Annotated in this window: 13 protein-coding genes and 1 tRNA gene; 6 read left to right on the top strand and 8 right to left on the bottom strand. The window is 71.1% G+C overall.

Annotated features, from left to right (window positions below; all coding sequences use genetic code 11):
- Positions 1-125 precede the first annotated feature (125 nt).
- From EDF50_RS09535 to EDF50_RS09550, 4 genes are all read right to left on the bottom strand, one after another.
- Positions 126-929, bottom strand: a complete 804-nt coding sequence (locus tag EDF50_RS09535; protein ID WP_233570490.1) for an EcsC family protein — start codon at positions 927-929, stop codon at positions 126-128.
- Between the two features lie 9 nt (positions 930-938).
- The gene (locus EDF50_RS09540; RefSeq protein WP_123519289.1) at positions 939-1700 is read right to left on the bottom strand and encodes an ABC transporter ATP-binding protein; all 762 of its coding nucleotides are present in this window, start codon (positions 1698-1700) and stop codon (positions 939-941) included.
- Complete coding sequence (locus EDF50_RS09545; RefSeq protein WP_123519290.1) at positions 1700-2497, bottom strand: ABC transporter permease; 798 nt, start codon at positions 2495-2497, stop codon at positions 1700-1702. Before EDF50_RS09545 ends, EDF50_RS09540 begins: the two co-directional genes overlap by 1 nt.
- A gap of 61 nt (positions 2498-2558) precedes the next feature.
- Positions 2559-3272 (bottom strand): NTP transferase domain-containing protein, encoded by a 714-nt coding sequence (locus EDF50_RS09550; RefSeq protein ID WP_123519291.1) that lies wholly within the window; start codon positions 3270-3272, stop codon positions 2559-2561.
- A 264-nt stretch (positions 3273-3536) separates the two neighbouring features.
- Here EDF50_RS09550 and EDF50_RS09555 point away from each other — a divergent pair, with 264 nt between their 5' ends.
- From EDF50_RS09555 to EDF50_RS09565, 3 genes are read left to right on the top strand one after another with little or no spacing between them, the layout of a single operon-like run.
- A complete protein-coding gene (locus EDF50_RS09555; RefSeq protein WP_233570492.1) occupies positions 3537-5003 on the top strand; it encodes an ABC transporter ATP-binding protein in 1467 nt (488 codons plus the stop codon).
- A complete protein-coding gene (locus EDF50_RS09560) occupies positions 4979-6544 on the top strand; it encodes an ABC transporter permease (RefSeq protein WP_123519292.1) in 1566 nt (521 codons plus the stop codon). Before EDF50_RS09555 ends, EDF50_RS09560 begins: the two co-directional genes overlap by 25 nt.
- Before the next feature lie 25 nt (positions 6545-6569).
- Positions 6570-6830 (top strand): DUF3039 domain-containing protein, encoded by a 261-nt coding sequence (locus EDF50_RS09565; RefSeq protein ID WP_123519293.1) that lies wholly within the window; start codon positions 6570-6572, stop codon positions 6828-6830.
- A 13-nt stretch (positions 6831-6843) separates the two neighbouring features.
- Here the strand turns inward: EDF50_RS09565 and EDF50_RS09570 are convergent, their stop codons facing one another.
- A complete protein-coding gene (locus EDF50_RS09570; RefSeq protein WP_233570528.1) occupies positions 6844-8094 on the bottom strand; it encodes a nicotinate phosphoribosyltransferase in 1251 nt (416 codons plus the stop codon).
- Between the two features lie 105 nt (positions 8095-8199).
- On the opposite strand from EDF50_RS09570, the gene murI reads away from it, so the two are divergent.
- The 3 genes from murI to EDF50_RS09585 all read left to right on the top strand — a co-directional run bounded on the left by murI (position 8200) and on the right by EDF50_RS09585 (position 10499).
- Positions 8200-9054 carry a glutamate racemase gene (gene murI / locus EDF50_RS09575; RefSeq protein WP_123519406.1) on the top strand — a complete coding sequence of 285 codons (855 nt, stop codon included), beginning with the start codon at positions 8200-8202 and terminating at the stop codon, positions 9052-9054.
- Positions 9055-9129: 75 nt separating this feature from the next.
- Positions 9130-9876 carry a ribonuclease PH gene (gene rph, locus EDF50_RS09580; RefSeq protein WP_123519295.1) on the top strand — a complete coding sequence of 249 codons (747 nt, stop codon included), beginning with the start codon at positions 9130-9132 and terminating at the stop codon, positions 9874-9876.
- Entirely contained in the window at positions 9873-10499 is a 627-nt protein-coding gene (locus tag EDF50_RS09585) for a non-canonical purine NTP pyrophosphatase (protein WP_123519296.1), read from the top strand. The genes rph and EDF50_RS09585 overlap by 4 nt, the downstream gene beginning before the upstream one ends.
- A 57-nt stretch (positions 10500-10556) precedes the next feature.
- Here EDF50_RS09585 and EDF50_RS09590 read toward each other — a convergent pair whose 3' ends face one another.
- The 3 genes from EDF50_RS09590 to EDF50_RS09600 form a co-directional block, all read right to left on the bottom strand.
- On the bottom strand, positions 10557-11264 hold the full coding sequence (locus EDF50_RS09590; protein WP_123519407.1) for a DedA family protein: 708 nt from the start codon (positions 11262-11264) through the stop codon (positions 10557-10559).
- A 94-nt stretch (positions 11265-11358) separates the two neighbouring features.
- Positions 11359-11440 (bottom strand) — tRNA-Leu (locus EDF50_RS09595).
- A 56-nt stretch (positions 11441-11496) separates the two neighbouring features.
- Positions 11497-12747, bottom strand: a complete 1251-nt coding sequence (locus tag EDF50_RS09600) for an MFS transporter (RefSeq protein WP_123519408.1) — start codon at positions 12745-12747, stop codon at positions 11497-11499.
- Positions 12748-12758 lie beyond the last annotated feature (11 nt).

Genomic DNA, 12758 nt, shown 5'->3' on the forward strand with positions numbered 1-12758 from the left:
TTCTTGTGGACGACGGGTGGATGGGGAGGAACCGTCGGAGGGTGAACGGGCCCCGACGCGCCTATCGAGGACCATCTGTCGCGGCGTCCGGGCCCAGAGGACCAGGTCGGCCGCGGCCCCCGGGCCTAGAGGTCCAGGTCGGCCGGGAACTCGGCCGGGGCCGCGCCGAACGCGGTGCGGGCGGTCGTGACGACCTTGCGTCCCAGCAGATGGTTGCCCGTCCCGCCCACGACGGCACCGATACCGAACGGGATGGCCCGGCCGAGGATCGTGGCACCTTGGGAGGCGGCGAAGCGTCGGATGAACTGCTTGCGGATCGTGTCGGTCAGGCCGCTCATCGCCGCCTTCGGCAGTTTCGAGGTGACGAGCTCGCCCCAGAACGCGGTCCGGGCCGGAGCCGTGCCCATCGCCTCACCGGCGAACTGGCGGACGAGGCTCGCGCCGGGGCCTCCGAGCAGCATCGCCATGACCAGGGCTCGGGCGCGGTCGGGGTCCGAGACGGCGATTCCGTGCACCTCGGTCACGGACTGCGCGAAGAGGGCACTCGCCTCGAGGAAGCCGGCGGTCTCGACGCCGGAGAGTGCCAACGAGACACCCCAGCCGACGCCGGGGATCACCGCGCTGGCACCCACGGCGGCTCCGCCCGTGGTCACGGCCGCGAGGTACTCGCGCTCGAGGACGGCGATCAGCTTCTGCGGTGTCGCCTTCTTGTGGCGACGCCGGAGCGCGGCGACGTGCTTGACCACGACCGGTCGCTGGACCGCGAGCAACTTGTCGAGCCGTCGCACCCAGGCGGCATCGTCGGTGCGGTCGGGCGACGTCGTCTCGTAGTGGTATTCGGCTGAGGTCGTCGCATCGCGGGCGACCAGTCGCCCGTCCGTCGTCGATGCGTCGTGGTCGGGGCTGTGGGGCTGGCTACGTTCGGGCACTGCTCGACACTACGCCGAGGGGCGGGGAGGGTGATCGGAGGCGTAGCGGGCCAGAGCATCGTCGAGCGGGCCGTCGAAGACCAGTTCGCCCTTGTCGAGGTAGAGGCCCCGCCGGCAGAACCGCTTGAGGTCGCGTTCGTTGTGCGAGACGAGGAAGAGCGTGCGACCGTCGGCCAACATCTCGCCGATCCGGGCGTAGCACTTCTCGCGGAAGGCCTTGTCGCCCACCGCGAGCACCTCGTCGACGAGCACGACGGGCTCCTCGAGTCGCGAGATGACGGCGAAGGCGATGCGGACCTTCATGCCGCTCGAGAGGTGCTTGTAGGGGGTGTCGACGAAGTCGGCGATCTCGGCGAACTCGATGATCTCGTCGAAGCGCTCGTCGATCTCGGTGCGGTGCATGCCGTGCAGACCGGCGGTCAGGTAGACGTTCTCGCGCACCGTCAGGTCGGCCACGAAGCCACCGGTGATCTCGATGAGGGGGGCGACGCCGCCCGAGACCTCGACCGTGCCCGTGTCGGGCAGGATCACCTCGGCCACCAGCTTGAGCAACGTCGACTTGCCCTGGCCGTTGCGTCCCACGACGCCGATGGCCTCGCCGGGCTGCACCTCGAAGCTGACGTCGCGGAGCGCCCAGAACTCACCGGGGCGTGACCGGCGGCTGCTGTCGGCGAAGAGGTCCTTGAACGACCGTCGCCCGCGGCGGTTGCGACGGAAGCGGATGCCGACGCCGTCGACGCGGATCACGGGGCCCTGGCCGGTGGTGGGCATCAGATCTCCTTCAGGACGGCACGCTCGCTGGCCCGGAAGACGAGCAGTCCGATCGCCAGCACCACGAAGCACACGGCCCCGCCGACGAGGACCTCGGTGAGGTCGAACTGCTCGGGGAAGAACGCCGAGCGGTACAGGCCGAAGATTCCGCTGAGCGGGTTGATTGCGGCCAGGAGGTGCAGGCTCTCGGGCAGGTCGCGGGTGCCGTAGATGATGGGCGAGGCGTAGAAGGTGAACCGCAGCGCGAGCTTGGTGGCGCGTTCGAGGTCGCGGAAGAACACGACGAGCGGGGCGACGATGAGCCCCACCCCGGCGACGAGGACGGTCTGCAGGATCATCGCGAGGGGGAAGAACACCACCTGCCACTGGAGGTGGGCGCCTCCGGCGACGGCGAACAGGGCCAGGACGGGCAGGCTGAGGGCGAATTCGATGCCCTTCGAGCCCACCAGCCGGAACACCCAGATCGTGCGGGGGATCTTGGTCGATCGGACGAGCTTCGCCTCGCGGATGAAGGCTCGGGTGCTGTCGGAGACGGCTCCGTTGAACCACATCCAAGGGAGGAGCCCCGAGAGCAGGAAGACGATGTACGGTTCGTCGCCGACCGAGCGCTTGAACACGACGGAGAAGACGAAGAAGTAGATGCCCGACATGACGAGCGGATCGAGGATCGACCAGAAGTACCCGAGCTTCGACGTCGAGTACCGGACCTTGAGGTCGCGACTCGTCAGCAGCCACAGGGTCTGACGGTATCGAGCGAAGCCGCTGCGACGGGGCCGTTCGGCCTGGTCAGTGTTCACGGACGTCCTTCGCGGTCAGGACATCACCCACTGGTGCGCGTCCGTCGGAAGACGGCCGGGTTCAGACGAACAGGTTCGCGCGCTCGAGGTCTTCGGCGAAGTCGACCTCGACGGCGTAGAGGTCGGAGATGTCCACGGGCTCAAAGCGTAGCCCGTCCTGGCCGATGGCCAGTTCGATGCCGCGCTCGAAGTAGTCCTGGTTGTCGACCTTGGACAGCTGGTGCATCAGCGTGGCCTTGTCGGCCTTCGAGACGTAGTTGATGCCCACGGCCTCGCCCAGACCGCCCTTGACCTGCTTGGACAGCTCGGCGATGTAGCCCTCGGCGTCGGTCGTGTACTTGACCTCTTCGTCGGACACCTTCGAGGTGTTGACGGTGACGAATGACTGGTCGTCGCGGACGAGTCGAGCCGCACGCGTGAGGGCCGTGGGGTCGAAGACGACGTCGCCGTTCATCCACAGGACGCCGCCGGAGGCGCTGGCCCGGAGGGCGCGGAGCAGGCTCTTGGAGGTGTTGGTCTGGTCGTACATCTCGTTGTAGACGAACGAGGCCGACGGGAACGCTTCGACGATGTGCTCGAACTTGTAGCCGACGACGACGGTCACCCGGGCGTCGGGCCCGAAGGCGTCACGGATGTTGTCGAACTGCTGCTGCATGATCGTGCGGCCGTCGTTGAGTTCGGTCAGTGCCTTGGGCAGCGACCGGCCGAGCCGGCTGCCGAGTCCGGCGGCCAGGATGACGACCTGCTGACGGTGGTTCGTGTCGTTCTTGCTCACGCTGGTCTCCTCACAAGGGGCGAGCTCGTGCGGGACGGGCTCTGCGGTGGCCCCGGCGGTGCGGACCGGACCCGTCTCTGGGTGCGATTCGCCTCGTGTTCGAGCGGTGTTCACCGCGGAGCATCGATCTGGACACGTCGTCGTGCCGTTGCAGACTACCCGATGGGGCCTTCGGCGGCCAGGGACGGCGCCCGAAGCGTGTCCGTTTCGTGATATGCACCTCCCGCCGTCCGGCGGGTGTCGTCGCCTTGGTACGGTGGGGCGATGGCTGGACGGCGCGAGGACGAAGTGGGTGAGATCGCCCCCGACTCGACGCCGGGTGACGACGCGGTCGGAGCGGTGGGCGCATCCGACCAGGGGGAGAACGCAGTGGACGACGGCACGACGACCACGGGGGACGTGGCCGACGGCGCGATGGCGGTGACGGGTGACGAGGCTCCGACCACCGGGGCAGGGTCCGCCGACGCAGGGTCGTCCGGCGCAGGGTCGACCGGCGCGTCGACGTCGACGGGCCGCAAGCCCGCGGCGCCCCGCAAGCCCGCGACGCCGCGCAAGCCCGCGACGCCCCGTAAACCATCGCAGCGGACGGCGGCCGACCGGTCGGCCGCCGCCAAGAAGGCGGCGGCGACGCGTGCCGCCAACGCGCGCGCCCGGGCCGAGGCCGCGGCGAAGGCCGCGGAAGAAGAACTCGTCGTCGAGCTGGCCGACGCGGGGGTCACGACCGACGGCACCGTGGTCGTCCCCGTCTCGGCCGACGACTACTTCGGCGACGCCCTGGCCGCCGAGGACGAATCGGCCGCGGCCCTCGACGAGGCCCTCACCGTCGTCGCCCCTCCGACCGAAACGGGCGACGACGTCCCCACGACGGCCGACGAGACGGCCGACGAGACGGCCGTCGAGGCCTCGTCCGACGAGCCTGCCGCCGTCGACCCGGGCCACGCGCGTCCCGGCCGCCCGGTCGACACCGAGGCCCCCGTGGTCCTCGCCATCTCGGGACTCATGAAGCGCTACGGCGGCACGGTCGCGGTCGAGAACGTCGACCTCGAGGTCCGGGCCGGCTCGTTCTACGGCATCGTCGGTCCGAACGGGGCCGGCAAGACCACCACGCTGTCGATCGTCACCGGTCTGTTGCGGCCCGACGCCGGCACGGTGACCGTCCTCGGCGCCGACGTCTGGCGCGACCCGGCCGCGGCCAAGCGGTCGCTCGGCGTCCTCCCCGACCGCCTGCGTCTCTTCGATCGGCTGACCGGAGCGCAACTCCTCTACTACTCGGCGACCCTGCGCGGGCTCGACGGGGTCACGGCCCGCAAGCGGTCCTCCGACCTCGCCACGGCGTTCGGCCTGCACGACGCGCTCGGCCGTCTCGTCAGCGACTACTCCGTGGGCATGACGAAGAAGATCGCCCTGGCCGCCGCGATCATCCATTCCCCGCGGGTCCTCGTGCTCGACGAGCCGTTCGAGTCGGTCGACCCCGTCTCGGCCGCGACGGTGACGGACGTCCTCCAGCGCTACGTGGCCGGGGGCGGGACGGTGCTGCTCTCGAGTCACAGCATGGACCTGGTCGAGCGCATCTGCGACAGCGTCGCGGTCATCGTCGACGGTCACGTCCTCGCCAGCGGCACGGTCGACGAGGTCCGGGCCGGGCGCTCCCTCGAGCAGCGGTTCGTCGAGCTCGCCGGCGGGCGCGCGGTCACGGAGGGCATGGAATGGTTGCAGAACTTCTCCGACTGAGACTGCAGACGATCGGCAACACGGTCCGCTTCGGACCGCGTCGCCTGGCCGTCGCGGTTGCTTCCGTCCTCGCTGTCCTCATCGTCACCATCGCGGTCGCGAGCCTCGTCAGCGGCTTGCGTGACGCGCCCCTCGACGACGTCCGGGCTCTCGCGGTCGGCGGGGGCGCCCTGCTGCTCGTGGGCTTCGCCGTCGTGCCCTTCGCGACCGTCCGTCCCGCCTGGAGCGACCCTCGCCGCCTGGCGGTCCTCGGTGTGCCCGAGGGGCGTGCGGCCGTCGGCCTGGCACTCGGCACCGTCATCGGCCTGCCCACCCTCGCCCTGCTCGTCCTGTCGACCGGCTACGTCCGGGCGTGGGGCGAAGGAACCGGCGTGGCGGCCGTCGCCGTCGTGGCCGCCTTCGTCGCCGGGGTGACCGCCCTGTTGCTCGCCCTGGTGGCCTCGACGCTGAACAGCGTCGTCCTGACGTCCCGGCGCGGGCGGGAGCTGGCGCTCGTCGGTGCCGTGCTCGTGGTCCTGCTGGCCGTGCCGGTGATCGTCGACCTGGTCCGTCTCTCGCTGCCGGGCCGTTCGGGCACCGGCGTCATCGCCGACACCCTCGCCTGGACGCCTTTCGGGGCCGCCCTCGCGCTTCCCGGTCACGTCGCGGCCGGCCAGACCGGGCGCGTCGTGGCCGACGTCCTCATCGCCACGGTCACGCTCGCCGTCCTCTGGCTCGCGTGGCGGGCCCTCGTCGCCCGTGCGTTCGTCGACCGACCCGAGCCCGAAGAGGTCGACGACCACGACGGGCTCGGCTGGTTCGAGTACGTCCGCGCCTCGCCGACGGGTGCCGTCGCCGGCCGCAGCCTCACCTACTGGATGCGCGACGCGCGCTACCGCATGTCGCTCGTCATCATCCCGTTCCTGCCCCTCCTGGTCGTCCCGCTCGGGATCGCCGGGGTCAGCTGGAACTGGCTGGCGCTCGTCCCCGTGCCGATCATGTGCCTCATCCTCGGGTTCCTGCCGCACAACGACGTGGCCTACGACAGCACCGCGCTCTGGATGCACGTGGCGTCCGACACGCGGGGTCTGGCGGACCGCGTGGGGCGACTCGCCCCTCCTCTGCTGATCGGGGTCCCGCTCGTCGTGCTCGGCTCGGTCGTGGCGACCTGGCTCTTCGGCGACTGGCAGGCGCTCCCGTCCGAGCTGGGGGTGAGCGCCGGCTTCCTGCTCAGCGGCCTGGGCCTGTCGAGCCTGGTCTCGGCCCTCATGCCGTACGCCACCGTCCGGCCTCACGACGATCCGTTCCAGCAGCCGCAGTCGAACGGCGCCATGGCGGCGTGGGCGCAGACCGTCATGATCGGGGGTGCCGTCCTGGCGACGGCGCCCGCGCTCTGGTTCGCCGGTCGTGGGCTGATCACGGGGTACCCGACGGGCGGCACGTGGGCACTCGTCCTCGGCGTCGGCGTCGGGCTCGTCGTGCTGGTCGCCGGCGTCGCCCTCGGTGCCCGGGTCTTCTCCAGACGGGCCCCCGAGCTTCTGGCGTTCGCCCTCCGCAGCTGAGCCGAGGTCGACGTACGATGTCTCCATGACTGACACGCAGACGGGCGGCGGCCTCGACGTCATGGACCGCGAGCTCGAGAAGCTCCTGAACGACGAAGCGATCGACCCGGGCGACCACGAGCGCTTCTCGCACTACGTCAAGAAGGACAAGATCATGGAGTCCGCCCTCAGCGGCAAGCCCGTCAAGGCGCTCTGTGGCAAGAAGTGGACTCCCGGACGCGACCCCGAGAAGTTCCCGGTCTGCCCGACCTGCAAAGAGATCTACGAGAAGATGACGCGCGAGTGAGCCCGGGCCGGGGTCAGGCGTAGACGGTCGGCACGACCGGCTCGCCGCGGCCGAGGCGCAACGCCTGGTCGGGCAGCTCCGCCACGGCCGCGGCCCGGTGGAGGCGTGCGCGGGCCACACCCTCGGCCCCCGTGTGACGGGTGTCGATCTCACCTGCCGTGACGAGCGGCACGTGCAACGGGCGCTCCCCGTCCGCGACCTCCGACGAGCCGACGCGGATCAGCTCTCGGGTGGCGACCCCGTCGACGATCACGCGCACCGGCGACTTCCGTCCCCCGACGGTGGCCTTGTCTGCCGACTTCTTCGCCACCGCGACCCAGGCGCCGTCGTCGCCTCGACGGGCCACCAGCTTGAAGACCATCCCGGCGGCGGGATGGCCAGAGCCCGAGACGACGGAGGTCCCCACGCCGAACGAATCGACCGGGGCCGCGCGCAGGGCGGCGATCGTGTACTCGTCGAGGTCGTTCGTCACGGTGATCTTCGCCGCGGAGGCCCCGAGGTCGTCGAGCTGGGCCCGGACCTGCCCCACCAGCGACGGCAGGTCGCCGCTGTCGATGCGCACGGCCCCGAGCCCCGGACCCGCCACCCGCACGGCGGTGGCCACGGCCTCGGGGATGTCGTAGGTGTCGACCAGCAGGGTGGTTCGCGGGCCGAGGGTGTCCACCTGGGCACGGAAGGCGTCCTCTTCGGTGTCGTGCAGCAACGTGAACGCATGGGCCGCGGTGCCCATCGTCGGTACGCCCCACGATCGTCCGGCCTCGAGGTTGCTCGTGGCCCCGAAACCGGCGATGTAGGCGGCGCGGGCCGCGGCGACGGCGCTGCGTTCGCCCGTGCGGCGCGAGCCCATCTCGGCGAGGGGGCGACCGTCGGCGGCCGAGACCATGCGGGCTGCCGCGCTGGCCACGGCCGAGTCGTAGTTGAAGACGCTCAGGGCGAGGGTCTCGAGCAACACCGCCTCGGCGAACGTCGACTCGATGACCAGCAGCGGCGACCCGGGCAGGTAGACCTCTCCCTCGGCATAGCCCCGGATGTCACCCGAGAACCGGTAGTCGGCCAGCCAGTCGGCCGTCGTCCCGTCGACCACGCCGGCGTCGCGCAGCCAACGCAGCTCGTCGTCGCCGAAACGGAAGTCGGCGAGCAACTCGAGGAATCGGCCGGTGCCCGCGACGATGCCGTAGCGCCTGCCCTCGGGCAGGCGCCGGGCGAACACCTCGAAGACGCTGTCGCGGTGGGCCGTGCCCGCCTTGAGGGCGGCCTCCACCATGGTGAGCTCGTACCGGTCGGTCAACAGTGCGCTGGTCACGCCTCCAGCCTAGGCTCGCCCGGTCGTCCCGGGGGCGGCGGCTCGCGACGGGTAGGCTTCGTGGTCGTGACGGACGCACCCATCGGAGTCTTCGACAGCGGCGTCGGCGGCCTGACCGTGTCGCGGGCGATCATCGACCAGCTGCCCCACGAGTCCATCCGGTACGTGGGCGACACGGCCCACTCGCCGTACGGGCCGAAGCCCATCGCCCAGGTGCGCGAGTACGCCCTCGCCGTGATGGACGACCTCGTGGCGCAGGGCGTCAAGCTGCTGGTCATCGCCTGCAACACGGCGTCGTCCGCGGTGCTGCGCGACGCCCGCGAGCGGTACACGATCGGCGCGGGCATCCCCGTGGTCGAGGTGATCCAGCCGGCCGTGCGCGCTGCGGTGCAGCAGACCCGCAACGGTCGCATCGGCGTGATCGGCACCGAGGGCACGATCAACTCGCGCGCCTACGAGGACGCCTTCGCGGCCGCCGCGGGCCTCGAGCTGTTCACGCAGGCGTGCCCTCGCTTCGTCGAGTTCGTCGAGGCGGGCGACACGTCGAGTCCCGAGCTGCGGGCCGTCGCCGAGGGGTACCTCGCCCCCCTGCGCGACGCGGGCATCGACACGCTCGTCCTCGGCTGCACCCACTACCCGCTCATGTCCGCCGCCGTGCAGTACGTGGTCGGCCCCGACGTCCGTCTCGTGTCCAGTGCGGAGGAGACCGCGGCCGACGTCTACCGCACCCTCGTCCAGCACGGGCTCGAGCGAACCGACCGCGGCGAGCCGCACCACGAGTTCGAGGCCACCGGGCCCGACGGCACGGCGTTCCTGCGCCTCGCCCGACGGTTCCTGGGGCCCGAGGTCTCGCGCGTCGGCCACCTCGAGACGGGCGCGATCGAGCTGCCCACCGGCCTCCGCCCCGTCGAACGGACCTGACCCGCGCCTCCTGCGCTCCCCGAGGGGTCGACGACCCCGCCCGCCACCCGTCCACCACCGCCGAGAGAAGGCACCATGACCGACATCACGAGCACGACCGTCCGCGCCGACGGGCGCAGCACCACCGACCTGCGCCCCGTCACGATCGAGACCGGCTGGAGCGCCCACGCCGAGGGCAGCGCACTGATCACGTTCGGCGGCACGAAGGTGCTCTGCACGGCGTCCTTCACGAACGGCGTGCCCCGCTGGTTGACGGGCAAGGGCAAGGGGTGGGTCACCGCCGAGTACGCGATGCTGCCCCGAGCCACCAACTCGCGCAACGACCGCGAGAGCGTCAAGGGGAAGATCGGCGGTCGCACGCACGAGATCTCGCGTCTGATCGGCCGCAGCCTGCGGGCGGTGGTCGACACGAAGGCACTCGGCGAGAACACGATCGTGCTCGACTGCGACGTCCTGCAGGCCGACGGCGGCACCCGCACCGCCGCGATCACCGGCGCCTACGTCGCCCTCGCCCAGGCGATCGAGTGGGGCCGCGAGAAGAAGTTCGTCGGGCAGAAGGCCACGCCTCTCACCGACAGTGTCTCGGCCGTCTCGGTGGGCATCATCGACGGCGAGCCCATGCTCGACCTCGCCTACGTCGAGGACGTCCGTGCCGAGACCGACATGAACGTCGTCGTCACCGGCAGTGGATCGTTCGTCGAGGTGCAGGGAACGGCCGAGGGCGCGCCCTTCGACCGTCGCGAACTCGACTCGCTGCTCGACCTCGCCGTCGCCGGGGCCGTCGACCTGAGCCGCTTCCAGCGCGAGGCCCTCGGCCGATGACCCGTGTCGTCATCGCCACGCACAACCCGGGCAAGGTGGCCGAGTTGCGGCTGCTGCTCGCCGAGACGGCCCCCGGCGTCGAGCTGGTCGCCTACGACGGCCCCGAACCGGTCGAGGACGGCGACACCTTCGCCGCCAACGCCCTGATCAAGGCCCGTGCGGCCGCACGCCACACGGGACTGCCCGCGCTCGCCGACGACAGCGGCATCTCGGCGGCGGCCCTCGGCGGGGCACCGGGCATCCACTCGGCCCGCTACGCCGGGACGCGCGACGCGGACGACAACATCGACAAGCTGCTGACCGAGCTCGGCGGTGCCGACGACCGCTCGGCCTGGTTCTCGTGCGCGGCCGCGCTCGTCGTGCCGCCGCCCACCGGGGCCGAGGGGCCCGACGGTCCGCCCGAGGGCAGCGAGTGGGTCGAGCACGTCGAGTACGGCGAATGGCACGGAGAGGTGCTGGAGGCGCGGGTCGGCTCGAACGGGCACGGCTACGACCCCGTGTTCCGGCCCGAGGGCGAGAGCCGCAGCGCCGCCGAACTCACCGCGGACGAGAAGAACGCGGTCAGCCACCGCTCCCGGGCGTTCCGGGCTATCGCACCCCGGGTGGCCGCGCTCGCCGACTGAGTCGCACGCGCCTCCTCGGGTCCCTGCGCCCCGACGGCGCCGGCTCGGGCGCGGCGGTCAGGCGTCGTGGGGGGCGGACGACACGTCGGGCATCTTGACTTCGCCCGACTGCTCGGCCTTCTTCGCCTGGTGCACGCCGTGGACGTAGTGGATCGCGATGGGGATCACCGTCGCGAGCACGGCCCCGAGCAGGATCAGGTCGATGTACGAGCTGACGAAGTTCGCGACGGGCGGGATGTGCCCGATGCCGAAGCCCGCCAGCGTGATGCCCATGCCCCAGACGACGGCGCCGATCGCGTTGAACAGCGAATAGCGCCGGTAGCTCATGTGGCCGACCCCGGCCATGATCGGCGCGAAGGTGCGGATCACCGGGACGAACCGGGCGATGATGACGGCCGTGGGGCCGAAGCGCTCGAAGAACGCGTTCGTGCGGTTGACGTTGGCCACGCTGAACAGCCCGCTCTCCTTCCGCTCGAAGATGCGCGGGCCGACCTTGTGGCCGATGAGGTAGCCGAGCTCACCGCCGGCGAACGCGGCGATGCTGATGAAGATCGCGATCAGCCAGATCGGCAGGCCGAGGGCTCCGGGGTTGGTCGCGGCGAGGATGCCCGTGATGATCAGCAGCGTGTCACCCGGGAAGAGGAAGCCGACGAGCAGACCCGTCTCGGCGAAGACGAGCAGGCAGACTCCCAGCACGGCCCACGGGCCGAAGGCCGTGAGGAGGTACTCCGGGTTGAGCCAGGGGATGGAGACGAGGGGCAGCATCGGGTGTTCTCCGGTCGAGGTGGCCGGCCTGCCGGTCTCGATCAGGCTACCCGTGCGGGAGGGGCACATCGGCCCTCGTCCCGTCGGGCGGTCGTGCGGGAGAAGGGACTTGAACCCTCACGCTCGAAAGCACAGGAACCTAAATCCTGCGTGTCTGCCAATTCCACCACTCCCGCGGCAGCACCGAGTGTACCGACGACGGCCCCGTGCCGGAACGGCGGACGAGGAGGCGCTAGCGCTTCGAGCGGGGCACGTGCGGTGAGTACCGGGGCACGTAGCGCACGAGGATCGCCGCGCCCACGAGCCCGAGCACACCCATCACCCCGCTGGCGAGCGAGATCGACACGAGCGCGGTCACGCCGGAGATGAGGAGCGGGGCCGCTGCGCTGCCGGCGTCCCCGGTGAAGCGCCACGCGCCGAGGAAGGGTGCGGGGTCGCCCTTGTCGGCCAGGTCGGCGCCGAGCGTCATGAGGATGCCGCTGCCGATGCCGTTGGCCAGCGACATCAGGACGGCGACCGCGACGAACCACCCGATGTTCGCGTCGAGGTCGTGCGTGACCGACAGGGCCAGGTACGAGAGTCCGAGACCGACCATGCAGGGGACGGCGCTCCACAGCCGCCCGAAGCGGTCCATGATCTGGCCGCTCGTGTAGAAGAGGGCGAAGTCCACGGCCCCGGCGACGCCGATGATGATCGCTGTCTCCGATGCCCCGAGGCCGATGCTGACGGCCCAGAGTGGCAGCATCACCTGGCGGCCGGAGCGCATCGCGCCGATCAGGGCCGCGCCGCTGCCGAGCTTCACCAGGACGCCGCGGTGACGCCAGAGGGTGCCGAACAGCCCGTGGGACTCCTTCGCCACGAGCTCGGCGCCGTCCTCCGCGCCACGCCCCGGCCGGACCCCGAAGGCCGCCGACGGGTCGCGCAGGACGAGCAGCGCGATCGCCGCGCCGAGGCAGCCGACGATGTGCACGACGAACGCCGACTGGACGGACCCGGTCAGCTCGATGACCCCGGCCGACAGGAACGGGCCGACGAAGTAGCCGAGCCGGAAGACGCCGCCCAGGCTCGACAGCGCCCGGGCGCGGATCTCGACGGGGACGAAGCTCGTCATGAAGGCGTGTCTCGCGAGGGCGAACACCGCGGTCGCGAGACCGATGACGAGCACGCCGACGGCGAGGACGATCTCGTTCGGAGCCAGCAGACAGGTGACGAGACCACCGATGCTGACGAGCGAGGCCCCGATCATCGAGGTGCGCTCGCCGATGCGGCCGACGAGCCAGCCGCTGGGGATGTCGCCGATCAGCTCGCCCACCAGGATGAGCGCGGCGACGAAGCCCGCGAAGGGGAGCGAGGCACCGAGTTCGCTCGCCACGACGGGGATGATCGGGATGATGGCGCCCTCGCCGATGGCGAAGAGAGCCGCGGGCAGGAACGCCGCGAGGGCCACCGACCGCATGCTGAAGGCGGGGGAGGAGGAAGACATGTCGCTCGCCA

Origin of the sequence: Frigoribacterium sp. PhB24 (assembly GCF_003755185.1) — a bacterium.
GTDB lineage: Bacteria > Actinomycetota > Actinomycetes > Actinomycetales > Microbacteriaceae > Frigoribacterium.